22 protein-coding genes and 1 riboswitch are annotated in these 24,862 nt (G+C 48.0%); of the genes, 16 read left to right on the forward strand and 6 right to left on the reverse strand.

Annotated elements, in window-relative coordinates; translation table 11 throughout:
- Window positions 1-41: 41 nt before the first annotated feature.
- Window positions 42-1,760, reverse strand: coding sequence for a phosphoenolpyruvate--protein phosphotransferase (gene ptsP, locus IRJ25_RS03925; RefSeq protein ID WP_074036404.1), 1,719 nt, complete (start codon window positions 1,758-1,760; stop codon window positions 42-44).
- Window positions 1,761-2,085: 325 nt separating this feature from the next.
- Between ptsP and IRJ25_RS03930 the strand changes: the two genes are divergently transcribed.
- Together IRJ25_RS03930 and IRJ25_RS03935 are read left to right on the forward strand one after the other, a co-directional pair.
- Window positions 2,086-3,528, forward strand: coding sequence for a leucyl aminopeptidase (locus IRJ25_RS03930; protein ID WP_196430951.1), 1,443 nt, complete (start codon window positions 2,086-2,088; stop codon window positions 3,526-3,528).
- A 132-nt stretch (window positions 3,529-3,660) separates the two neighbouring features.
- Complete coding sequence (locus tag IRJ25_RS03935; protein WP_147538496.1) at window positions 3,661-4,320, forward strand: DUF429 domain-containing protein; 660 nt, start codon at window positions 3,661-3,663, stop codon at window positions 4,318-4,320.
- A 10-nt stretch (window positions 4,321-4,330) separates the two neighbouring features.
- Here the strand turns inward: IRJ25_RS03935 and ytvI are convergent, their stop codons facing one another.
- A complete protein-coding gene (ytvI, locus tag IRJ25_RS03940) occupies window positions 4,331-5,464 on the reverse strand; it encodes a sporulation integral membrane protein YtvI (protein ID WP_074036407.1) in 1,134 nt (377 codons plus the stop codon).
- A gap of 79 nt (window positions 5,465-5,543) precedes the next feature.
- Here ytvI and IRJ25_RS03945 point away from each other — a divergent pair, with 79 nt between their 5' ends.
- Window positions 5,544-6,323, forward strand: a complete 780-nt coding sequence (locus IRJ25_RS03945) for a nucleotide pyrophosphohydrolase (protein ID WP_214690699.1) — start codon at window positions 5,544-5,546, stop codon at window positions 6,321-6,323.
- A 126-nt stretch (window positions 6,324-6,449) separates the two neighbouring features.
- Window positions 6,450-8,363 carry an N-acetylmuramoyl-L-alanine amidase gene (locus IRJ25_RS03950; protein WP_269317816.1) on the forward strand — a complete coding sequence of 638 codons (1,914 nt, stop codon included), beginning with the start codon at window positions 6,450-6,452 and terminating at the stop codon, window positions 8,361-8,363.
- An 80-nt stretch (window positions 8,364-8,443) separates the two neighbouring features.
- On the opposite strand, the gene IRJ25_RS03955 is transcribed toward IRJ25_RS03950, so the two are convergent.
- From IRJ25_RS03955 to IRJ25_RS03965, 3 genes are read right to left on the reverse strand one after another with little or no spacing between them, the layout of a single operon-like run.
- A complete protein-coding gene (locus tag IRJ25_RS03955) occupies window positions 8,444-9,484 on the reverse strand; it encodes a ribonucleotide-diphosphate reductase subunit beta (RefSeq protein ID WP_214734865.1) in 1,041 nt (346 codons plus the stop codon).
- Window positions 9,441-9,947 carry a flavodoxin domain-containing protein gene (locus IRJ25_RS03960; protein WP_269317817.1) on the reverse strand — a complete coding sequence of 169 codons (507 nt, stop codon included), beginning with the start codon at window positions 9,945-9,947 and terminating at the stop codon, window positions 9,441-9,443. The genes IRJ25_RS03955 and IRJ25_RS03960 overlap by 44 nt, the downstream gene beginning before the upstream one ends.
- A gap of 49 nt (window positions 9,948-9,996) precedes the next feature.
- Window positions 9,997-12,252 carry a ribonucleoside-diphosphate reductase subunit alpha gene (locus tag IRJ25_RS03965; protein ID WP_371730226.1) on the reverse strand — a complete coding sequence of 752 codons (2,256 nt, stop codon included), beginning with the start codon at window positions 12,250-12,252 and terminating at the stop codon, window positions 9,997-9,999.
- Window positions 12,253-12,783: 531 nt separating this feature from the next.
- Here IRJ25_RS03965 and IRJ25_RS03970 point away from each other — a divergent pair.
- The 12 genes from IRJ25_RS03970 (at window position 12,784) to IRJ25_RS04025 (ending at window position 22,749) form a co-directional block, all read left to right on the forward strand.
- Window positions 12,784-13,014 (forward strand): DUF1871 family protein, encoded by a 231-nt coding sequence (locus tag IRJ25_RS03970; protein WP_074036415.1) that lies wholly within the window; start codon window positions 12,784-12,786, stop codon window positions 13,012-13,014.
- A gap of 13 nt (window positions 13,015-13,027) precedes the next feature.
- Window positions 13,028-13,276, forward strand: coding sequence for a NifU N-terminal domain-containing protein (locus tag IRJ25_RS03975; RefSeq protein ID WP_074036416.1), 249 nt, complete (start codon window positions 13,028-13,030; stop codon window positions 13,274-13,276).
- Window positions 13,273-14,073 (forward strand): glycosyltransferase family 2 protein, encoded by an 801-nt coding sequence (locus IRJ25_RS03980; protein WP_269317818.1) that lies wholly within the window; start codon window positions 13,273-13,275, stop codon window positions 14,071-14,073. The genes IRJ25_RS03975 and IRJ25_RS03980 overlap by 4 nt, the downstream gene beginning before the upstream one ends.
- Window positions 14,074-14,075: 2 nt before the next feature.
- Complete coding sequence (locus IRJ25_RS03985) at window positions 14,076-14,570, forward strand: Lrp/AsnC family transcriptional regulator (protein ID WP_012726802.1); 495 nt, start codon at window positions 14,076-14,078, stop codon at window positions 14,568-14,570.
- A complete protein-coding gene (locus IRJ25_RS03990) occupies window positions 14,567-15,751 on the forward strand; it encodes an aminotransferase (protein ID WP_159562577.1) in 1,185 nt (394 codons plus the stop codon). Before IRJ25_RS03985 ends, IRJ25_RS03990 begins: the two co-directional genes overlap by 4 nt.
- Before the next feature lie 58 nt (window positions 15,752-15,809).
- Window positions 15,810-17,054 carry a lysine N(6)-hydroxylase/L-ornithine N(5)-oxygenase family protein gene (locus IRJ25_RS03995; protein WP_269317819.1) on the forward strand — a complete coding sequence of 415 codons (1,245 nt, stop codon included), beginning with the start codon at window positions 15,810-15,812 and terminating at the stop codon, window positions 17,052-17,054.
- A 196-nt stretch (window positions 17,055-17,250) separates the two neighbouring features.
- The gene (gene yugI, locus IRJ25_RS04000) at window positions 17,251-17,643 is read left to right on the forward strand and encodes a S1 domain-containing post-transcriptional regulator GSP13 (RefSeq protein ID WP_074033496.1); all 393 of its coding nucleotides are present in this window, start codon (window positions 17,251-17,253) and stop codon (window positions 17,641-17,643) included.
- Window positions 17,644-17,742: 99 nt separating this feature from the next.
- Window positions 17,743-18,735: a Gfo/Idh/MocA family protein gene (locus IRJ25_RS04005; RefSeq protein ID WP_269317820.1), complete on the forward strand. Its 993-nt coding sequence runs from the start codon at window positions 17,743-17,745 to the stop codon at window positions 18,733-18,735.
- A gap of 73 nt (window positions 18,736-18,808) precedes the next feature.
- Complete coding sequence (locus IRJ25_RS04010) at window positions 18,809-19,972, forward strand: iron-containing alcohol dehydrogenase (protein WP_159562574.1); 1,164 nt, start codon at window positions 18,809-18,811, stop codon at window positions 19,970-19,972.
- A gap of 106 nt (window positions 19,973-20,078) precedes the next feature.
- On the forward strand, window positions 20,079-21,431 hold the full coding sequence (locus tag IRJ25_RS04015) for a glucose-6-phosphate isomerase (protein WP_074036426.1): 1,353 nt from the start codon (window positions 20,079-20,081) through the stop codon (window positions 21,429-21,431).
- 99 nt (window positions 21,432-21,530) lie between these two features.
- Window positions 21,531-22,004: an RNA deprotection pyrophosphohydrolase gene (ytkD, locus tag IRJ25_RS04020; protein ID WP_159562573.1), complete on the forward strand. Its 474-nt coding sequence runs from the start codon at window positions 21,531-21,533 to the stop codon at window positions 22,002-22,004.
- A complete protein-coding gene (locus IRJ25_RS04025) occupies window positions 21,985-22,749 on the forward strand; it encodes an alpha/beta hydrolase family protein (RefSeq protein WP_269317821.1) in 765 nt (254 codons plus the stop codon). Before ytkD ends, IRJ25_RS04025 begins: the two co-directional genes overlap by 20 nt.
- 15 nt (window positions 22,750-22,764) lie before the next feature.
- Here IRJ25_RS04025 and pckA read toward each other — a convergent pair whose 3' ends face one another.
- The gene (gene pckA / locus IRJ25_RS04030; protein WP_215243795.1) at window positions 22,765-24,336 is read right to left on the reverse strand and encodes a phosphoenolpyruvate carboxykinase (ATP); all 1,572 of its coding nucleotides are present in this window, start codon (window positions 24,334-24,336) and stop codon (window positions 22,765-22,767) included.
- A gap of 322 nt (window positions 24,337-24,658) precedes the next feature.
- Window positions 24,659-24,778, forward strand: a riboswitch (SAM riboswitch).
- The last annotated feature ends 84 nt before the right edge of the window (window positions 24,779-24,862 follow it).

Below are 24,862 nucleotides of genomic sequence, written 5' to 3' on the forward strand. Positions count from 1 at the left end.
TAAAAAAGTCCTTCTCTCGAGCGAGAGAAGGACTTTTGCCATTATTTCTTAATGTCGAACTTTTCGCTAAGGAAGTTCACGACTTCTTCAGCTGTGTCCATGTTGAGGACTTCGTTGACGATTGCTTCTGTTTCCGACTTCGTCAAGCGTTTCACGAGGCTACGCGCACGAAGGACGCTTGAAGCGGACATCGAGAATTCGTCGAGACCAAGACCGAGAAGGATTGGAATCGCGAGTTCTTCTCCAGCCATCTCTCCACACATGCCGACCCATTTGCCAGCTTTGTGTGCTTCAGTGATGACATTGTGGAGAAGGTTCAAGATGGCAGGGTTGAACGGTTGGTACAAGTAAGAAACTTTTTCGTTCATCCGGTCAGCCGCCATCGTGTATTGAATCAAGTCGTTCGTTCCGACTGAGAAGAAGTCGACTTCTTTTGCGAATTGCTTCGCCATGACAGCGGTTGATGGGATTTCAACCATCATCCCTGTCTCATATTTTCCGACTTCGATTCCTTCTTCTTTCAACTTCGCTTCTTCTTCGAGAAGAAGGGCTTTCGCCGCGCGGAACTCTTCGAGTGTCGCAATCATTGGGAACATGATTGCAAGGTTACCATGAGCTGAGGCACGGAGAAGGGCACGAAGTTGTGTACGGAACAAATCTGTTTCCTCAAGGCAAAGGCGGATGGCACGATAGCCGAGGAACGGGTTCATTTCTTTCGGGAGGTCAAGGTATGACAACTCTTTGTCGCCACCGATGTCGAGTGTACGGATGACGACTTGCTTGCCTTCCATGCCTTCAAGAACCGTTTTGTAAGCTGTGTATTGCTCTTCTTCAGTCGGGAACGTTTCAGAGTCCATATATAGGAACTCCGTACGATAGAGCCCGATTGCATCTGAACCGTTTTTCAAAACGCCTTCGAGGTCGTTCGGTGTCCCGATGTTCGCAGCAAGCTTCACTTTGTGACCGTCCGCTGTGATTGACTCTTCGTTGACGAGTTGCTTCAACTCTTCTTTGTACGCTTCAAAATCAGCACGTTTGCCTTCGTATTCTTTGACGAGATCTTCTGAAGGGTTGACGAAGACGTCACCTTCTGTTCCGTCGATGATGACGAGGTCACCGTTTTTGATTTCTTCAAGGGCCACTTTTGTTCCAACTACTGCCGGAATTTCAAGTGAGCGTGACATGATGGCAGAGTGAGACGTACGTCCGCCGATGTTCGTCGCGAATCCTTTGACGTATTTACGGTTAAGTTGTGCCGTGTCTGATGGTGTCAAATCTTCGGCAATGATGATGACTTCTTCTGAAATCGAAGCTGGAGTCACGAATGTCACTCCGAGAATGTGAGCCATGACACGTTTTGTGACGTCACGAACATCAGCTGCACGTTCGCGCATGTATTCGTTATCCATTGATTCGAAAATCATGATCATCGTTTGGGCGACTTCGTCAAGTGCCTTCGCTGCGTTCATGTTTTCGCTTTCAATTTTGTCGTTCACTTGCGATACGATTTCTGGGTCCTCAACGATTAAAAGGTGAGCTGAGAAAATCTCGGCTTTGTCTGGACCGAGCTCACGAAGTGTATGTTCGCGAATGGCTTCAAGCTCCGTTTTAGATTGTGCGATCGCATCGTGGAAGCGAGCCTTTTCTGCAGCGACATCTTCAATCTTGTGTGATGGGATATCGAATGAAGGTGTCTCCATGACGAATGCTTTTGCAACTGCAATTCCTGCAGATGCACCAATACCTTTAATGTGTGACATAAGCGTAGTCCCTCTTTTCAAAGAAATAGTGTACTTTCCTGCCTCGTTACTTCATACCCGAAAAGAAAAAAGAATTAACGAGAACGGAGAAAGTTAAAGTAGCAACGGTCTACGACTAGGGGAAGCCTCGACCAGTCAAATTGGCCTCACTTCACGATGAAGAGAAGCCCGATTGCGTACTTTCTTATCCTATCATAAAATAAAACAACGTCACAACGAGGAGATAGCCCATGAATTCGAAGATTTCTTGACTCTTACGCATACTATTTCATTATTTTGGAGAAGTTCGTTATGCTTACCATATATATAGAAGGGAAGTGGCAATATGTATCAAATTGCTCAATTAAATTGGACCGATTCTTACGAGACAATCGTCGTCGGAATTGGAGCGGCTGATTCTATCGATGAGGGGCTCGACACATTGTTTGCTGGACGCGTCAAAGCGCTTATTCAATCAGGAGACCTCTCTACGAAGACGGGGGAAGTGACAATCCTTCCGACATTCGCCGGGGAGACGACCCGTGTTTTATTTGTCGGACTTGGTCAACGAAATGACATGACGACCGAGAATGTTCGGAATTGGTTCGGGAAAGTCGCGAAGCTGATCAAAGCACGTGGACTGAAGGACGTCGCGGTAGCGCTTGATACGTTTACGGACGGAGCGGCGCGTATGTTTACAGAAGCGTATGAAATGGCGACCTATGCCCATCCTACATATAAGTCTGCTCCAAATGAAACGGTCGAAGAACCGACAATCACGTTGCTCGGTGACGTGGACCAGACGGATATCGATGCGGGTGTGGCTTATGGGAAAGGAGTCAATGTCGCTCGAACGTTGACGATGATGCCGGCCAATATTTTGACGGCGGAGACGTTAGCGGATTACGCGGTTGAGTTGGCGAAACGTCATGATTTCAAATACCGCATTCTTGAAAAAGAAGAGATGGAAGGACTCGGGATGGGCGCGCTACTCGCAGTGAACCAAGGTTCGACGATTCCGCCAAAATTGATTGTGCTCGAGTATCGCGGGGCAGAGGAAGAAGCTCCGATTGCCGTTGTCGGAAAGGGTGTCACATTCGACACAGGTGGCTATTCAATCAAGCCAAAAGATGGAATCGTCGGAATGAAAGGGGACATGGGTGGCGCTGCTACCGTCCTCGGATTGTTCGAAACCCTCGGATTGACACGACCAAAACGGAACGTGATTGGCATCATCGGTGCGACCGACAATATGATTTCTGGGGATGCGTTCAAACCGGATGATGTGATCACAGCCATGAACGGGAAGACGATTGAAGTCTTGAACACAGACGCTGAAGGACGCCTCGTCCTAGCGGATGCGGTCACATTTGCGAAAACGTATGAACCAAAAGCTATCATTGATGTAGCTACGCTCACAGGTGGCGTTCTTGTCGCCCTCGGTACAGACGTGACAGGCTGTCTGACAAATGATGATTCACTCTATCGCTCGCTTGAAGCGGCGAGCCGTGAGACGAACGAGCTCGTGTGGCAGATGCCATACTTTGATGTCTTCATCGACAAGGTGAGAAAATCGGAAGTTGCCGACTTGAATAACTCACCAGGTCGTTTCGGCCATATGATTTTTGGTGGCGCATTTGTCGGTGAGTTTGTCGGCGATACACCATGGCTGCATCTCGATATTGCGGGAACGAGCGAACGAGCGGCAGCGAATGACCTCGGTCCGAAGGGGCCGACTGGTGTCATGGTTCGAACCCTCGCACGGATGATTGAATCGTGGGAGCGGTAAGAGCAGCTGGAGTAATCGGTTTGGCGATTCTGTGTGGCTTATGCTACACGGTGTGGCCGAACCGTATTTGGTTAGGGAGTACAGTGTTTCTCGCCGTATTTGGCGTGTTGATGATGTTACAGGAGGTACGACATGGTAGGAGTAGGAATTGATGGTGCACGTGGCGGTTGGGTACGGATCACATATGATAGCATCTCACTTTGTTTAACGATTTCGGAGACGTTGGAGGAGTTGCTGATTGATGGTGCCATGCATTTTGTGGATATGCCGAAAGATTTAGGAACGGTCGACCATCCGAGCCGCGAATGCGATGCGTGGATGCGTTGCCGACTCAGCCAACGAAAGTCCTCCGTCTTCACTCCGCCGATTCAAGAGGTGTTGCAAGAAGCGACTTATGAGGAAGCGAATGAAAGGAGTCGGGCGTTGGTTGGCAAAGGAATTAGTAAACAAGCGTGGAATCTTGTTCCCCGTATCCGTGAGTTTCAGCAGGTGAAGGCATCTGACGTTTACGAATCACATCCGGAAGTTTGTTTTTCAGTCATGATGGGGCATGAGGCGAGTCATTCGAAAAAGACGGTCGAAGGGCAGGATGAGCGAATCGAGTTACTTCGGCAATACTCGAAAAGTTCTCCATGGAAATGGAAAATGTCGAACGTCCAAATCGACGATATTATCGATGCGTGCATCTTGGCGGTAGCTGCCTATGAAGCGGGGACAAGTGGTCTCTCGCTCCAGCCGGCGACATCCGATCAACCCGTAGTGGCTGTACCTCAAATGAAAAAAGAGCGATGAAATCAACATTTCATCGCTCTTTTGCTGTCGTCGTAGGCGGACCGACGATAAATCGCCATATGTAATGAAACACTTTGGCATTGTATACGGCTTTCAACAGGACGGCGAGTACGGGCCCGACGATAAAGCCGAGTACACCGAATAGCTTTAATCCAACGAAGATGGAGATGAGTGCGACCAGTGGATTCAATCCGATATGGGAACCGACAATTTTCGGTTCAGCCAAGTTGCGTTGGACGATGACGATGATATACAACACGACCAATCCGATGGCCACGAACCAATCACCTGTCACCGCGGCATAGGCGGCCCAAGGAATAAGTAGCGTACCGACCCCTAAATAAGGCAAAAGGTCAAAGAACCCCGCGAGTAAAGCGAAAGAGAGCGGGTTGTCAACACGGAGGATGAGCATCCCGATCAAGACGATCCCGAATGTGATGGAGATGAGCGTGAACTGGGCACGGACGTATCCAAATAGGGCAGACTTGAGGTTGATCATCACTTCCTCGAATTCTTTGAATCCTTTTCGTTTGTTCAGACGATTCAGTGAGTTGACGTATGATGGCCAATCCTTTGTGATGAAGAACCAGGCGAGGACAATGACGACCACGAGCAACAAGACGAGCGGGAGCGCCGCTAACATGTTTTGTAGCACACTGGCCACTCCGCGGGACAAGACACCAATAGCTGAGGCGAGTTGGACACCGAGCTCGGTGATTCCTCCCTCGAGCGAGGTCGTCTGTCCGGGATTTAACTGCTGATAGCTCTCGTATGCATCATTGACGAGCGGTGCGATTTTCTCATTGAACAGTCGTTGGATAAACTCGGTGAGTGTCTCAATTTGTTCAGGGAGTCGTTCCGCTGCCACCGTTGCATAATGAATCAATTGGATGATGACGATGGTGATGATTCCGACGACGATGCTAAGCACGATGATCAAGGAAATGAGAGTGCCGAGTGCACGAGGCATATTTGATTTTCGCTCGAAAAAGTTGACGAGCGGGACGGTCATCAAGGACAAGAGCAAGGCAAATACGAACGGATATGTATATTCGAAAAGTATATTCAATAGCCAAGTGATTAAAAAGAAACCGATTACGACGAGAATGAATCGAAGCAATTGCCAAAGTCTTGCCGACGACATGTGGAACCCACCCTTTCCGGACAACTAGGTTGAGCATAGTATATCATGTAAGCGGTAAATAAAGCAGAAAGATAGGTGAATGAACGTGAGAGAAGTTCAACAGAAAATCGATACGATGATTCTTCATTTAGGTGGTTACTGGAGACCTTTATCCGGGCTAGCACGATTGTTAGAAGAGGTAGGAGAAGTAGGTGGCGCGTTAAGGAGAGAGGCGCGGGATGAGTTGAAAGAGGAGTTACTTGATGTACTAGTGATCTCCACGTGTCTGGCAAACCAGTATGCGATTGCATTGCAACAACCAGAGGCGGAGGGAGGAGAATCGAAAGAGAAGCTGTATTTTCAAATTGTTGAAGAGGCAGGGGAAGTGGCGCGGATTTTGAACGCTTATGAAGGCGATAAGAAGTTAAAACCGAACCGTAAAGGTCAATCACTACAGCATCATATCGAGCAATTGCAACGTGCCGTTTTGTCTCTTGGAGAGTCTTACCATCTCAATCTGTTCGATTCACTCTTTGCCCTCATCGAAGAGAAGTCGGCCCGGGACTTTGGACGATTTGATCATACGCCGGATCCGATTACGGAGACATCGGTGCGTACTTATTTATCACATCAGCCAGGTCGCTATTGGGGTGGAGTCCCAGTTAAATCGTTTGAGCGATTCGACCGATATATAGAACGAGAACAACATATCGAGCGTTTTTGTCGCATTGCAGCGATTGAAGGATTGGACGGATTTGTAATTCAACAGAAACGAGATGGATTGATTGTTACAGAGAATCCTTCGATTAAAGAAGGTTTTACTGTCGCCATCGAACGTTACGGTGCGGAGACGTTTCTGATCATCCGACCGGTCAAATAAAAACATTTACCTTTTTATCAAAAACATTCATCTTTTTTTCAAATATTTACTTTTTTTAAAAAAGCATTATGCTAATATGAAATTGTTGTTAGTAGGAAATGCCGCAATGAGAAAGGAATATTTTGGATGAAAATGAAACTATTGAAAGTTGCCCTCATCTTAACGGTCCTCTTGTTTGGTATGCAACTTCCGTCTGCTGAAGCTGCTACTTACGATGGAGAGACGACTGTCAATTTGAACATTCGTACATCCCCTAGTCTGAGTGGGAAGGTAGTGAAAACATTACCAAAAAGCACGAAAGTAAAGTATGGAACGTATAATCAGTCCTGGCACAAAGTGTATGTAAACAATCGTACATACTATGCCTCGGCCCAGTACATTCGGAAACTTTCATCCACTTCAAGTTCGCTAACGACGCAGGCGGCAACGTCTACTGGTGTGACAACTGCGAACTTAAACGTACGAGTCACGTCTCATCGATCGGCGAAGATTGTCGCTACGTTGAAGAAAGGGACGGAAGTGAAGTATGCCGTTCATAATTCTTCTTGGGCAAAAGTCTACCTAAATGGCAAGACGTACTATGCCGCAAAAGCTTACATCGCACCGAAACTGACAGAGTCGAATGTGGAGCGGACAAACGGCTACGCGAACCGTGAGTTGAAGTTGTTCGCTGAACGCAACCAACGTTCGAAAGTGCAGAAAGTTCTTCCGAAACATACGGCTGTCGTCTCGAGTAAATATAATTCAAGTTGGTCGATTGTCTATATCGGGAACGAGACGTATTATACGCCGACTTGGGGCATCACAGCAGGCACATTGGACAGTGGTGTAGAGAAAAAAGACGGATATGCAAACCGGGAGATGAAACTCTTCGCTGAGCGGAATCAACGTTCGGCGGTGAAGAAGGTACTCCCCGTGAACACGGCTGTCCTCTCGAGCAAATACAACTCGAGCTGGTCGATTGTATATCTCGGAAGTGAAACTTATTACACACCGACAGCTTGGATCTCTACGTCGAAAACGCCAACGGAGCCTCCGACGACAACGAAACCGGATGATGGACTCACGCAAGGGTATGCAAACCGTACAGTAAACTTGTTTGGGAAAACCCATCAGAGTTCGGAAGTCCTCATGGTTCTTCCGAAATACACGGCTGTTTCATACAAATCGTACAATTCGAGTTGGTCGACTGTTCATATCGGCTCGAAAGTCTACTACACAGCGAGTTCGTGGTTGACGAAAGGGAAAGCCCCGGCAGCGCCGGAAGCTGCACCAAAAGGTACGGTATACATTAACACACCAGGTGATGTATTGAACGTTCGTTCGAAAGCGAGTCTTGATTCGAATGTGGTTGGTCAACTCAATCACGGAACAGCTGTTTCACATTATGGGACAATCAATGGTTTCCATAAAATCAAGTTCAATGGACAAGATGCTTTCATTTCTTCAGCATTCGTGATGACATCTAAGCCGAGCACATCGACTGGAACAGTCATCGTCCTTGATCCAGGACACGGTGGAAAAGACCCAGGAGCAGTTAATGGATCTCTCTATGAGAAAACGATTGTACTCGATGTAACGAAACGTGTAGAAGCTTATCTTCGCTCAAAATATGATTACAATGTACGTCTCACTCGTTCAACTGATGTCTATTTGACTCTAGATCAGCGAGTTGCTGCAGCGAAGTCGTTACGTGGTGATTTGTTTGTAAGTATGCACGTCAACGCAGCCGGTTCATCATCTGCGAAAGGGGTAGAAACGTTCTATTCTTCTCAGTCTGCGCACAGCGCTCGAAGTCGTGTCCTTGCTTCAAACATTCAAAGCAACTTGGCGGGTAAAATGAGTGGAATTTCGAACCGAGGAGTGAAAACAGCTAATTATTACGTTATTACGTATAATACAATGCCATCTGCACTCGTCGAATTAGGATTTATCTCATCACCAACAGATTTGACTTACCTTCGAAGTAACACGTCTCGTCAGCAAATGGCGGAAGGTGTGGCTGAAGGAATTGCCAAATATGTTCAGACTTATTATTGATTTGAATTAACCCAGACATGATTGTCTGGGTTTTTTTGATGTACAAAAAACCGAACCGATTAAATCGGTTCGGTTCAATTTTATAGATCATCAAATCCGTTCGCGTCTGTCACTTTCGCATAAGAACGTGACTTTTGTTCGAAGAAATCAGATTTTGTCGCATTGAGCGAGTCATCTGAGTATGCACGGATCCAAGGCATGACATCTTCGTCAAATCCTTCATACAAGTCATTCAGACCGATGACGCGGAGGCGTTTATTCGCCAAGTATTTGACGTAGTCTCGCATTTCACTGACGTCGAGTCCATCGAGGTCACGGAGAACGTATTCACACCACTCGATCTCGAGATCGACCGCTTCTGACATCGTGTCGTATACGAACTGACTGAACTTTCCGTTTTCATCAATCTTCGGATTTTCTGTCAGCACGGCACGTAAGAGCTGGCTGATGAAGTAAGAATGTTGCATCTCATCACGTTGGATATAACTGATCATCGTTGATGTACCGACCATCTTTTGGTGGCGGGCGAGATTGTAGAAATAAGCGAATCCTGAATAGAAGTTGATGCCTTCTAGAATGACGGATGCAACGAGCGATTTCGCAAAGTTTTCAGCGTTCGGAGTCTCGCGGAACGCTTCATATAAGTCCAAGATGAATTGATTGCGCTTCATGACCATTTCATCGTCTTTGGCGATGTCAAAGATTCGATTTTGTTCAGCGAGTGGCACGAGACTTGATAGGACATAGCTGTATGATTGATTGTGCACGACCTCTTGTTGTGCGATGACCGCGAGAACGGCGTGTACAGACGAGTCAGATGAGAACATAGAAGACTCGAGGATGTATCGTGTCTGGACCGAGTCGAGAATCGAGAGCAGTCCGATGATCCGTTTGAATGCATCCTGTTCACGTTCAGTCAATTGCGGCCATTGTTGCATATCCTTAGACATTGAGATCTCATCAGGAATCCAAAAGTTCGATAATAACTGTTTGTAAATGGTATAGAACTGAGGATACGCGATATCGTTCCAATTGACGATCGAACTCGTTTCCCCGCCAATGATGGCGGTTGCCCGGTTAGGATGTTTGGGCGACAATAATTTGATTTTCTGAATCGACATGATGCATAACTCCTTCTTCTACATGGTGAGCCATCCGCTCTGCCCAATGTTGGACGTTGAACGGTTGGTTACGTGGGGACTGCTCGATTTTAAGCAGTTCCCCGGCAAGTGGGATTCCGTATTTTGAAAGGTGGTACGCCATCTCGTCAACAGCGCGACAGAAATGTACAAACATCTTGTCACCGGTTCCGAATACCGCAGCTTGTCGAATCGGCACTTGGAGTTCCTTTAACACGAGGCGGAACGTATCTTTCATTTCGTCTGGTAAGATTCCGTCTGCCCACGTGTAAGAGCCGAAATAGACGAGGTCGAACGAAGCGAGTGATTGAGCTTCGCGATATCCGACGCGATCGGCATCATAGCGGACGACCGTATCGCCACGGTGATGATGTGTCGATTCGATGAGCGATGCCACTTCTTCTGTGTTTCCACTCATCGAATGACAGATGATTGCGATGTTCATAGGGTGGACCACCTTTCTATAAAATATACATAATGATTATGACGACGGTTTACGAAGCACACGACTCACATTCGTCGACTTCGACAGTCGTCGAACGAGTGTAGTAAATCGACTTCATGCCAAGAGACCATGCCTCGAGGTGCATCGCAAGAAGCTCTGTCGCTTTTACATCGTTCTTCACGTATAAGTTGAAGCTGATTGCTTGGTCGATGTGGCGCTGGCGAGCCGCGTTTTGACGGATGCTCCATAATTGATCAATTTCAAATGCTGATTTATAGAACCAGTTCGTGTCCGGCGTCAAGTCGGGAACCGTGACTGGAATCTTATAGTTTTTCTTCTCTTCTGAGTAGACCTTTTTGTAGACCGGGTCAATCGATGCGGTACTACCAGCGATAATCGCCGTCGATGAGTTTGGTGCAACGGCCATCATATAGGCGTTACGGACGCCGTTTTGATGTACTTCTGCTGCGAGACCGTCCCAATCGAGGTCGTCGTGTGAACGATAGTTCCGGCGCTTGAAGTATTCGCCTGTATGCCATTCTGAACCTTCGAAGACGCCGAATGCTCCTTTTTCTTTGGCGAGTTCCATCGATGCTTGGATTGTGAGATACGCGATTTTTTCATAGAGTTTCTCTGCATATTGAACGGCATCGACCGATTCCCAACGGATTCCTTCTAGTGCGAGCAAGTGATGCCAACCGAACGTTCCTAGACCGACTGCACGATACTTCTGGTTCGTGATCATCGCCTGTGGAACTTCGATCGTATTCAAATCGATGACGTTATCGAGCATACGCATTTGAATCGGGATGAGTCGTTCGAGCACATCGGCTTTCACGGCACGAGCAAGTGCGATTGAACTCAAGTTACAGACGACGAAATCACCAGGAGTCTTTGTGATGACGATTTTTCCGTCTTGTGTGTATTCTTCTTCGATTGTCGTTGCCGACATGTTTTGCGCAATTTCAGAACAGAGGTTTGAACTGTAGATCATCCCGGCATGTTTGTTTGGGTTTGCGCGGTTCACTGCGTCTCGGAAGAACATATATGGTGTACCTGTTTCAAGTTGTGAGCGCATGTAACGTTTTACAAGGTCGATGGCTGGAACTGTCACACGAGATAATTCTGGCGTGTTGACACATTCCATATATTTCTCTGTGAAGCTTCCACCGTTCTCTGATTCGTCAAAATAGTCTTCAAGGCTATATCCCATCACGGTACGAATCTCGTGTGGATCGAACAAGTGCCAGTCGCCGCGTGCCTCGACCGTACGCATGAAGAGGTCCGGTAAGCAAACGCCTGTGAACAAGTCGTGTGTCCGGAGGCGCTCATCCCCGTTGTTCAATTTCGCGTCTAGGAATTCGAAGATGTCCTTATGCCAAATGTCTAAATAGACGGCAATTGAGCCTTGACGCATACCGAGTTGGTCGACAGAGACGGCCGTGTTGTTCAATTGCTTCATCCAAGGAAGGGCACCACTTGAGACGCCTTTGAATCCTTTGATGTCACTACCACGTGAACGGATTTTCCCGAGGTAGACACCGATTCCACCGCCACCTTTTGAGAGCGTCGCCACATCGGTGTTCGAATCATAAATGCCACGGAGAGAGTCATCAACTGTATCAATGAAACAAGAGCTGAGCTGTCCATATGATTTACCGGCGTTTGACAACGTTGGTGTCGCGACCGTCATATAAAGGTTTGATAAAGCCCAATAAGCTTCTTCGACGAGCTTCAATCGAGTCGTCTCATCTTCTTTTTGCATGAGCGTCATCGCGATGACCATGAAGCGCTCCTGTGGAAGCTCATAAAGGTTCTTCACATGATCGCGCCCAAGATAGCGGTCCGACAACGTGCGGAGTCCGATATATGTGAAGAGACGATCACGGGATGGATCGATCAATGTTTCGAGATGGTCCATGTCTTCTTTTGAATACGTATCGAGAAGCGCTGACGTGAAAATTCGTTTTGATGTTAACGTCTCGACCAGTTGATAGAAGTTACCATAACGCATAGATGCTTCGTAACCGCGGTTGCGTGCCGCTTCAAGATAGAGGCGGTTCAAGTACATTTCCGTTGCCACGAACGTCCAGTCCGGTTCTTCGGCTTTCAACATATCGAGGGCATGCATCGTCAATAAGTCATATACTACATCTTGTGTTAGCGTTTTTGTCTCGAGCGCCCGAATAGCCCGTTCTTCATAGCGCTCTACGCTTAAGTGAGGATACCGTGTCTGGATAGATTGAATAAGAGAAGAGACGTCAGAAAGCGTTGGAGCCGCTGGTAGCATCGTCTCGTGGTGGATAGGGGATGTCAAAATAGATCACTCCTTTAGATGGTGTAGACGTTATAAAAGGATAATAAGAACTTCCTTACCTGTCACAATATCGTGTTAACGATCAAAATACCCGTTAACTATATATTGACACTTTTTTATCTTTTTAATCATAAAACACCTATATTTAGTTTTTCAATCCTTGACATTCTGGAATGTGCCCGTCACCTTTTTGCTTTTGCTCCAAAAGGGCTTCATGACCCAATTTGAGACAGAGAACTGAGATGAAAAAAATTATGTATTGTCTTTGCTTGTTTTTTCACAAATTGATGAATTCGATTTCATCACTCTTGATGAAACATTTCATCCGTTTGTTTGAGGTGGAATGGATTGTATTTGACGTTACTTATCAAAATACCTGCATCTTCATTTCATACTAGATATAGTGTTCTGATGAATCAAGAAATATGAATCCATTTGTCAAGGCTGGTATCCGAGTAAAAAGTAAGGTAGATTGGTGAAGTAGGACATGGAATTTTAGCGAAAAGAAGGGTTTAACAAGTGCGTACAGAAGACTTATTATTAACATGGGACCCACTCGGTTATGGGGCAGGTTCATACGGACCTGAGTTTGATGAAGTCATGATGGCATTAACCTATGTCGATTCTCCCGAACAATTGACCGAAGTGATTCGCCGAACGCTTCTTGAAGCGTTCGATGCGTGTCCACCAGAAACAGAGATTTTCGAGATGGCGCAGCGACTCCTCGTATCGTCATCTTGCCAACTATAAGGAGGAACCAATAATGTTACGAATTGATCCAACACCGAATCCGAATGCGATGAAAGTGACACTTCCAGAGAACGTGTTTGGCGCCAAGAGTCAAAGTGTGAAGGCGGGCGAAGCGACAGATCAACCGCTTCTCGCCAAGTTAGTTGAAATCGAAGGCGTGGAGAGTGTCTTTGCTTATGGTGACTTTGTGACCGTATCAAAGGAGAACGGTGTGAGCTGGGAAGCAATTCTTCCACTCGTTGAGACGGCATATCGCGGATGAAACCGATTGTCTCGATTGTCATTCCGGCTTATAAACGCGAGACGGAACTGACGGAACTGCTTGAAAGTCTAACGGTCCAAACATTTCAGCAGTTTGAGGTCTTGGTCATGAATAATGAAGGGCCGCCAAAACAACACCTTTTGGCGCCTTTTTTGAATCAATTGGATGCACGTGTCATCGAAGTGGGTGAAAACCATCATGTTCGTGCCCGTAATCGTGGTGTTCTCGAAGCGAGAGGCGATGTCATCTTGTTACTAGACGATGACGATTTGCTCATGCCGACACATCTAGAGGCAGGGCTACGCGACCTTCAACAGGCTGACCTCGTCTATTCGGACGCTGAGCTGTTCCGCTTCGAATGGAGAGGGGGCCGTCGTGTTGTGACGGACTGGGAACCGTTCGCTTACGCGTTCGATCGAGAGCGGATGCGTCAGGACTCGACGTTTATTCCTTCGGGTACGATGTATCGCAAATCGATTCATGACACGATTGGTCTATTCGACGAAGACGTCTATAACTACTGGGATTGGGATTTCTTGTTAAGGGTAATGGATGCATTCACCGTGTCACACCCGGCGCGTGCGACGGTACTGTACGCGTTCAACGGGACCGACAACCTATCAGCAATACAGGATGAAACGAGACGTCGTTATTTTGATTGTTTTTGTCAAAAGCACGGTCTGACAGACATGGAGATGAAGAATTTCCATATCGTTCAGGAGGAACGACGTTCATACGTGAGACAGACAGAGAGAACGTTCACAGGCGTGCTACCTGGTCGAACGGAAGGAGAATAAGTATGTATTCATCAAAAGAACTTGAGTTGTTAGAATTGTTAGAAGAAAAGGGGTATCTCGAGACGAAGATGTTGGCTGACTTGTTGGCACTCGATGAAGAGACGATTGAGTCGATGCTCGAGAAGTTCAAGCAAGACGGGATTCTCCTTGGATTTCGTGCCATGGTCAATTGGCAAAAAATCAATCGCCACGATGTCACTGCCTTCATTGACGTTAAAGTGACTCCGAAACGAGGGCGCGGATTTGACGACGTGGCCGAGCGTATTTATCGCTTCCCAGAAGTGACGGCGCTTTATTTGATGTCGGGTGCTTATGACCTTCAAGTCGTCATCCGGGCAAACTCACTTCAAGATGTTGCCTCATTTGTCTCAGACAAGCTTTCGCCGCTTGATTCGGTTTTGTCGACGACAACTCACTTCAAATTGAAGACGTACAAACATGACGGGATCTTGTTCACCCCACAAACTGAAGATAAGCGGTTGAACATCACGCCATGAAGTCTTTATCAAATCAAGTCGTCTCGATGAAGCCATCGGGCATTCGCCGTTTCTTCGACTTAGCACAGACGATGGATAACGTGGTCTCTCTCGGGGTGGGAGAACCGGATTTCATCACACCGTGGAACGTGCGAGAAGCGAGCTATGCCGCACTCGAAGAAGGATATACGGCCTATAGTGCTAACGCCGGTCTCATCGAGTTGCGTGAAGAGATTGCAACTTATATGAAAGAACGCTTTTTAGTCGAGTACGATCCGACGTCTGAATTGATTGTCACGACAGGGGCATCGCAGGCGCTCGATATCGCATTCCGTGCCCTTCTCAATCCAGGGGACGAGGTCATCGTGGTCGAACCGGCATTCGTTTCATATGGTCCACTCATCGAGTTGGCAGGTGGAACCGTCGTGCCTGTTGCGTGTCGTCCAGAGAAAGGGTTTCGACTCGATCGAGATGACGTCGAGCAAGCCATCACAGAACGAACGAAAGCGATCTTGCTCTGCTTCCCGTCTAATCCAACGGGCGCTACGATGAATGGCGACGAACTCGCGCAAATCGCAGAACTCGCGACAAAGTATGACCTTTGGGTCGTCAGCGATGAGATTTATGCGGAACTTTGTTATGACGACCCATTCGTCAGCTTCGCGACGCTCCACGACATGCGAGACCGGACGATTGTTGTGAATGGTTTCTCAAAAGCATTCGCAATGACAGGATGGCGTCTTGGCTTCACATGCGCGCCCGAAGTTGTGACGCGAGAGATGTTGAAGGTCCATCAATATGGCATGATGTGTGCACCTACGCTCGTTCAATTCGGTGGACTCGAGGCACTTCGGACTCGTGAGCAGCACGTGCCGAGCATGGTGAAAAGTTATCGTCAACGTCGGAACTATTTCATTCAAGCGCTGAACGAGGCGGGATTACCGACGCACGTGCCAGGTGGAGCATTTTATGCTTTTCCTTCGATTCGACATACTGGATTGACGAGTGAGGAATTTGCAGAACGTCTTCTCATCGAAGAACGTGTCGCCGTTGTTCCTGGAAATGCCTTCGGTGAGAGCGGGGAAGGATTCGTCCGGGCGAGTTATGCGACTTCGCTCGAACAACTACAAGAAGCGATTCTTCGGATTCAACGTTTCATGAAACAATTTGAAGTCACAGTAGCCAAGGACTCTCATTCGTGAGAGTTCTTTGGCGTTTTAGCGATATAACGAAAGGGAAAAGACGGGCGAGGTGAAGATGATGAAACGATTTGACTTTGTTGCAATCGGGTGTGGTCCGTATAATCTTGGTCTCATGGCCCTTGCGGAAAAAACTGAACTGCATGGGATTTGCTTTGAGCAACGCGCGGAGATGATGTGGCATGAAGGCATGTTGATTGAAGGGATGACGATGCAAACGCATTATTTACAAGATCTCGTCACGTTGGCGGACCCGACCCATTCGGCGAGTTTTCTGAACTATTTGAGTGATACGGGTCGACTCCAAACATTTATCACGCAAGAACAAGATAAGATTCCTCGAACGGAATACAATCGTTACTTGCGATGGGTTGTAAATCAACTGTCGACGATTCGTTTCAATCATTATGTGTCTGACGTTGTAGTGGAAGAAGAGGGCTTCCTCGTGACCGTCGAATCAGATGGTCGATCGACACAAGTTCATACAAAACATCTCGTCCTAGGGACAGGGGCGGCGCCATTCGTGCCGGACGGGTTTGAACAAGTCATTCATACGAGCGATTATTTGACGTACCGGGACGTCCTCAAAGACCGATATCGTGTCGCGGTCGTGGGGAGCGGACAGAGTGCGGCGGAAGTATTTCTGGACTTGTTGCGTGAAGCGACGGATGAACAACGCGTCGACTGGATCACACGCTCCGAACAATTTGAGTCACTCGAAGCAGGCAAGCTTGGGGATGAAATTTTTAGTGTGGATTATGTCGATTATTTTCATAAGCTACCGTACGACGCTCGGCAAGAGCTACTCGGGTCATTCGAGCGTTTCCGTCATGGTGTCAATCCTGAGACGATGACCTCGATCTATGAGACCTTGTATCATCGGACGGCAGAAGCGGAAGCGACGAAGGCTGATATGATGACACAGGTCGAAGTGGAATCGATTTCTTATGATTGGTTAACACATCGTTTGAAAGGGACCCAACGGTATACGGGAGAAGTGATTGAAAGAGAGTACGATCTCGTTGTCGTGGCGACGGGGTATCGCCCGGTGATCCCATCTTGGATAGATCAGCTCCCGGTTGTATGGGAAGTAGAGGGAGAATGGGCAGTCCGTGACACGTATGAGGTGATCATGAGCGAGTCGCTAGGCGGAAAGTTGTTTACGCACACGAATATAGAGCATTCACATGGTCCGGCTGCGACGAATCTCGGGATGGCAGTCTATCGAAATGCGGTCATTTTGAACGACATGGCTGGAGAAACGATCTATCCGATTCGTCATCAGAAGCCGTTTACGACATTTTGAACAAAAAAAGGCTAGGCGAGTCGCCTAGCGGAATCAGGGGGGAATACTTGAAGTCTTGCTTGATTTGTATTTACCCCGCACTTCGACTTTAAAACATACCAACACGTCAAAAATAATCTTTTTTGCTAAATTCTACACTTTATCGAAAAAAGTATGTTATAGTAAGTTGATGAATTTAGCATAGGAGTTGTTTGTAATGGCAAAATACGAAAAAGATCAAGTATTAACAGGTAAAGTAACAGGAATCCAACCTTTCGGTGCTTTCGTAGCACTCGACGATGAGACTCAAGGTCTTGTACACATTTCAGAAATCTCACACGACTACGTAAAAGACGTAAACGATTACGTTCAAGTTGGTCAAGAAGTTGAAGTGAAAATCCTTGAAGTGGACGAAGCTTCTAAAAAAATCAAGCTTTCAATGAAAGCGACTCAAGAAGCTCCAAAACGCGAGAAGTCTGCGAAGCCAGCTCGTCGTGCGCCACGCCGCAACGAAGCATCTTCAAACTTCAAGCAAGAAGAAGCTCCAGGATTCACAGTCCTCAAAGACAAACTTGAAGACTGGATCAAAAACACAAACTTCAAGAAGTAAGTGTCCCAAGGTGGCCCGTTCTAAACGGGTCACCTTTTTTATTTTACAGGAATCGGCGGATTGAATGACGAAACTGTAAAGCGAATAGGAGGGGATGGCATGAAGATTGGCATCATCGGAACGGGAGGAATTGCGACAAGTGCCCATATCCCGAATTATGTCAAAGCAGGCATGGATGTGGTAGCGGTCATGAACCGGACACGGGCAAACGGGGAACGTGTCGCACGACAGTTCGGCATCCCGAACCTTTATGAGGCGGTCGAAGAGATGCTTTCACGCGAAAATCTCGATGCGGTCAGTATATGTACACCAAACGCCTTACATAAAGAGCAAGTGCTGCTTGCGCTTGAAGCAGGATGTCACGTTCTCTGTGAGAAGCCACCGGGAATCTCAGAGAATGAAGCGATCGAGATGTTGGAAGCGGCAAAACGAGCCGGAAAAACATTGCATTACGGATTCCATTACCGACATCGTGAGGATACGGTTCTGTTGAAGCGAATGATTGATGCGGGTGAACTCGGAGACATCTATGCAGCGACGGCGCTCGCGCTTCGACGGCGTGGAATTCCGGGATGGGGTGTCTTCACGAATAAAGAACTGCAAGGCGGGGGTGCATTACTCGACATAGGTGTGCATATGTTAGACCTGGCGCTTCATTTGATGGGATACCCGAAACCGAGAGAGGTCGTCGGTCATGTCGGTCAGTACTTAGGGAATCGTCCTGGTGTCGGCTTGCTGGGGGAATGGGACGCGAGTTCACTCACAGTCGAGGATACGGCGAGAGCGATGGTCACGTTTGAAAACGGAGCATCCTTATTACTCGACGTCAGCTACATGGCCAATATCGAGGAAAAAGATACGATGCGAGTGGAATGTCGCGGCACGAAATCCGGAGCCAGTCTGTTCCCGCTCACACTTCACACGGAGAAATTTGGTGCATTGTTTGACGAGCGACCAGCTTATTTGACTGAACACGACCCGTATGAGCGGCAAATCCGACTTTTCCTTGAGGCCTGTGGAGAAGAGCCGAACTATCGGCAAGCGGAGGAAGCGGTCATCTTGCATCACATCATCGACCGTATCTATCAGTAAGCACGATACTTTTCATTCCGTGAAAACAGGGTATATAGTGTAGGTGTTACATATTTCTATGGGAGGTTAACTTATGCACAACTTTGAATACAAAAACCCGACAAAACTAATTTTTGGGACACATCAGGTCGAAAAATTAGGTGGAGAACTAGAAGCGCTTGACGCGAAGAAAGTGATGCTCGTCTATGGTGGCGGAAGCATCAAAAAGAACGGGACGTACGATGAAGTCGTGGCCGAGCTTGAAAAAGCCGGTATCTCATACGTAGACTTCTCAGGTGTTGAACCGAACCCACGGATTGAGACTGTACGTCGTGCGGTGAAATTTGCGCGTGAAGAGGACGTTGATGCCTTGCTAGCTGTCGGTGGCGGTTCCGTCATCGACTGCACAAAACTGATTTCAGCAGCGATTCCATATGACGGGGACGCGTGGGACATCGTACTTCGTGAACATATCCCGACAGAGGCGGTACCATTCGGGACAGTCCTTACACTCGCTGCGACAGGGTCGGAGATGAACTCGGGATCGGTCATCACGAACTGGGAGACTCAAGAGAAGTTCGGTTGGGGTCACCCACTTGTATTCCCGACATTCTCGATCCTCGATCCACGTTACACCGTGTCGGTTCCAAAAGACCAGACAATTTATGGCATCGTCGACATGATGAGCCACTGTTTCGAGCAATACTTCCACCCGAACCATGCGCCGGTACAAGAACGCATGACAGAAGGTGTGTTGAAAGCGGTCGTCGAATCGGCACCCAAACTCGTCAACGATTTAGAAAACGTAGACCTCCGTGCCATCATCTTATTCTCAGGTACGATGGCATTGAACGGTGTACTTCAAATGGGTGCAGCCGGTGACTGGGCATCGCACAACATCGAACACGCCGTATCTGCTGTCCATGACATCCCGCATGCTGGGGGCCTCGCGATCCTCTTCCCACGTTGGATGGAACATGTGTTGGATGAAGACAATGCGGCTCGCTTTGCTCGACTCGGTACGGAAGTGTTCGATGTGGAGCCAGGTGCAACGGATTTAGAGACAGGGAAGCGTACAATCGAGGCCATCCGTGCGTTCTTCGATCAACTCGGTGCACCGAACTCGCTTCGTGACTACGATATCGATGAGTCGACATTCGATGCGATTCTTGATTCTGCGATGAAACGTGGTGCATTTGGTCGTTTCCGTACGCTCGAACGGGAAGATGTTGCGCATATTCTCGAACTAAGTAAATAAGGCGATTTCTTGCCTATTTTGCAATAATGATTGAACGAATCTAGACTTTCCGTTTATGATGGGTCATGTATGGCTCTTTTACGAGCGATTTAAAGGAGGAAATGACATGTCAACTGTACGTTTCGATTATTCAAACGCGCTCTCATTCGTAGGGAAGCATGAAATTGACCAAATGCAAGAAACGGTAAAAACTCTCCACTCGGTGATTCACGAGCGGAGCGGTGCCGGAAGTGATTTTCTTGGGTGGGTCGACCTTCCGACCGAATACGATCAAGATGAGTTCGCACGAATCAAAGCTGCGGCGGAACGAATTCGCGAGAATTCAGATGTTCTCGTCGTCGTCGGAATCGGAGGTTCTTACCTCGGTGCCCGTGCAGCGATCGAAATGCTTCAACATTCGTTCTTCAACGTATTGTCAAAAGAAGAGCGCAAGGCGCCACAAGTATTCTATGCGGGCCATAACATCTCTTCAACGTATATGAGAGAGTTGCTTCAAGTGCTTGAAGGGAAAGACGTCTCAATCAACGTCATCTCGAAATCAGGAACGACGACAGAACCTGCGATCGCATTCCGTGTCCTCAAGCAATTCATGGAAGACAAGTATGGTCAAGACGGAGCGCGTGAGCGGATCTATGCGACGACAGACCGTGCCCGTGGCGCCCTCAAGACGCTCGCGGACGCTGAAGGTTACGAGACGTTCGTTATTCCAGATGACGTCGGTGGACGTTTCTCTGTCCTCACACCGGTCGGACTTCTTCCGATTGCCGCTGCAGGAATCGATATCGATGCTTTGATGGAAGGCGCACGCGATGCACAAAACGCCTACAGCTCGCCAGAATTGGCTGAGAACGAAGCGTATCAGTATGCAGTCGTACGTAATGCTCTCTATGCGAAAGGTAAATCGATTGAGATGCTCGTCAACTACGAACCAGCTCTACACTACGTGTCAGAGTGGTGGAAACAGCTTTACGGAGAATCAGAAGGGAAAGACAACAAAGGGATCTTCCCTGCGGCTGTCGACTTCTCGACTGATCTTCACTCGATGGGTCAATACATTCAAGAAGGCCGTCGCGACTTGTTCGAGACAGTCATCCGTGTGAAAGAAGTCCGTCACACAATGAATGTCCCAGAAGACGCACAAGACTTGGATGGTTTGAACTTCCTCGCAGGCGAAACAATCCAATTCGTGAACGACAAGGCGACAGAAGGGACGCTCCTCGCACATACAGATGGGGACGTACCGAACCTTGTCGTCGAATTGCCAGAGATGACACCTTACCACCTCGGTTACTTGTTCTACTTCTTCGAGAAAGCATGTGCAATGAGCGGATACATCCTCGGGGTGAACCCGTTCAACCAACCTGGCGTTGAAGCATACAAAGCGAACATGTTCGCATTACTCGGTAAACCAGGGTATGAAGAACAAAAAGCAGAACTTGAAAAACGCTTGAATCAATAAGAAAACGAATCGGTCCGCGTGTCGGACCGATTTTTTTGTTTGAAACTGGGTGCAGACAAGGTAAAGTGAGAGTAGACAGGGGAAAGAAAGGGATGGACTATGAAGACATTCAAGGATTACTATCATAATCAAGTCGAGTTAAGCTTCACCCATTATCCGTTCTCAGACACGCCGCTCCACGTCTGGGTCGTCGCCCGATATAAGGACAAATGGGTATTGACGAAACATAAGCAACGAGGGCTCGAATTCCCAGGTGGGAAAGTCGAGCCGGGCGAACATGAGGATGCCGCTGCCATCCGGGAAGTATATGAAGAGACCGGAGGCGTCGTCAAGACATTACGATACATGGGGCAGTATCGTGTGCTCGGCCGCGGCGACACCGTCATCAAAAACATTTATTTTGCGGAAATCGAACGATTCGAAGATCATCCCGCAGTCGACGAGACGGATGGGGCCGTCTTGATCGATGTCTTGCCGGACAACCTACTACGGAATCCACGTTACAGCTTTATGATGAAAGACCGTGTCTTACCGGAAACGATGAGGGTGCTCCATGAGCAACACTTGGTTTGATCGGGTCGACGTCTTGCCACCTTATGCCGGTTATCGGGTGACGCGTGGGTGGTATACGACAAATGATGGGGAAGAGGTCGTCGCCTATTCGATTGAACCGAAACGGTCGAACGGACAGGTATTGATGTACTTACGAGGGGGGACGGCACGAATCGGAGACGTCCGGTTGCCGCGACTCATGCAATTTGCGGCACGTGGTTTTCATGTGGTGGCCCCGGTTTATCGAGGCAATCACGGAGGTACGGGAAAAGAAGACTTCGGTGGAGAGGATTTAGAAGACGTACTCTCACTCTATGATCGCGTCCAAACGAGTGGACGACCGATTCATGCACTCGGTTTTTCGCGCGGTGGGATGATGGCACTCTCTCTCGCATCTGAACGACCGGTCACCACTGTCACTTCATGGGCCGGTGTGACGAATCTAGAGTGGACCTATGAAGAGCAGCGCTCGATGCGGAAGATGTTACGTCGCATGACGGGCGGGGACCCTGAATCGGCAGAAACGGCATATACGGAACGTTCTCCGCTCTATAAGGAATGGGGCGCTCCAACGCTGATCATCCATGGTACGGATGATGAGCAGGTCCGATTGCGCCATGCGACGGCAGTCGCCGAGAAATTAGGCGAGCAGGCCGAGTTTTGGGTGCTTCCGTTCGGACACCAACTCCCGTTTTGGAATAAATGGGAGACGACCGAACAAGCGATGGAATGGATGCTACAACAAGCAAAAGCACCGACTCGATGAGTCGGTGCTTTCGTATTAGATGACCAGTGGACCGGCTGCGATGACTGATTCACTCGCTTTCGTGAACCGTGTGAAGTTCTCTTTAAACTTCATCGCGAGTGCCTTCGCCTCGACATCGTAGCGAGCTGGGTCGCTCCACGTGTCACGTGGATTGAGCACGTTACTCGGTACGCCTTCGATGGCTACTGGAATCTCGACGTTGAAAATGTCATGTTTCTTCGTCTCGACGTCGCGAAGTTGACCGTTGACTGCGGCGTTGACCATCGCACGCGTGTAAGCGAGTTTCATACGTGAACCTTCACCGTATGCACCGCCAGTCCAACCTGTGTTGACGAGGTAGACATCCACGTCGTGTTCCTCAATCAATTTACCGAGCATATCCGCGTAACGCTCTGGAGCGAGCGGAAGGAACGGTGAACCGAAGCAAGTCGAGAATGTCGCCTGTGGTTCTGTGACACCGCGCTCGGTGCCGGCAAGTTTTGACGTATAACCCGACAAGAAGTGGTACATCGCCTGTTCTTTCGTCAGTTTGCTGATCGGAGGCAAGACGCCATATGCATCTGCCGTCAAGAAGACAATCGTATTCGGATGACCTGCGCGAGATGGGAGCATCGCATTGTCGATGAATTCGATTGGATATGCCGCACGTGTGTTTTCCGTCAAGGAAATGTTCTTATAGTCCGGTGTACGATCTTCATTCAACACGACGTTTTCAATCAATGAACCGAAGCGAATCGCATCATAGATTTGAGGTTCGTTCTCACGAGACAAGTTGATCGTCTTCGCGTAACAACCTCCTTCGATGTTGAAGACCCCGTCCGGTGACCATCCGTGTTCGTCGTCTCCAATCAAGTGACGCTCAGGGTCAGCCGAGAGCGTTGTCTTCCCAGTGCCCGACAATCCGAAGAAGAGTGCCGTTTCGTTCGCATCGTTGACGTTTGCTGAACAGTGCATCGATAACACGTTCTGCTCAGGTAGCAAGAAGTTCATGACGGAGAAGATAGATTTTTTAATTTCGCCACCGTATTCTGTTCCCCCGATCAGAATCGTGCGCTTGGCGAATGAGACGAGAATGAACGTCTCAGAGTTCGTACCATCGACCGCAGGGTCTGCTTTATAGCTCGGTGCATAAATGACCGTGAACGGGTCGAACGCACCTTTCGTCGGCCATTCGCGTAAGAACAATTGTTTGGCGAACAGACTGTGCCACGCATACTCCGTAATGGCACGGACAGGCAACGTATAGTGTTCATCTGCACCAGCGGATGCTTCTAGATAATACAGCTTATCCTTCTTTTCTAAATGGTCGAGAACTTTGTCAAGAAGTGCTGAAAACTTCTCTTCTGCGATCGGTTGGTTCACTTTACCCCAATCGACGAGGTTGTTGCTGACTTCATCTTGTACGACGAATTTGTCTTTCGGTGACCGTCCGGTAAAAGCACCGGTGCTGACAGATAATGCCCCGTCTTTTGTCAGTACACCTTCACCATTTTGAATGGCTTCTTCCACCAGCTCTGGAACCGTCAAGTTCCGTAACATGTCGGCACCATTAATTAATTCTTCGATTTTCAGGAGCGTTGTCGCCATCCTGAATCCCACCTTTCCCCTAAATAGATGTGGATGAAATCCGCATACTTCCGCGATTACGATTAATCAGTATGACATTTTTAATTATATGTGACACACTAATTAAACACAAGCGTTTCTTCTCTCTAAGTAAGCGCTTTCTTACAAAGTCATTTTATCACATTCTCTTATCACAAGGTGTTAAAAAAAAGAAACGAAATAAAAAAATGTTTGACGATTCACAAACAGAAATGTTTTGCAAGTCTGTGAAAACTTTTACGAATTCGTCCGATTCCCTTGACATAATCGAGTGTCATTTATATGATGGTTTTCGTAACGGATACTCTTATTCTGAGCGGTGGAGGGAACAAGGCCCTACGAAGCCCAGCAACCGTCCGACATGAAGTCTTGTGCGGAAAAGGTGCTATCCTGAAGCGAAGCCATTAGCTTCGAACGATAAGAGGGTAAGGAAGAACGATTCAACCTTTCCCCATGTATGTCATCGGGGGAGGTTTTTTTCATTACCGTCCCAAAGCAACGCGTAAGG

It is taken from the genome of Exiguobacterium sp. KJ 601 (assembly GCF_027161185.1).
GTDB lineage: Bacteria > Bacillota > Bacilli > Exiguobacteriales > Exiguobacteriaceae > Exiguobacterium > Exiguobacterium profundum.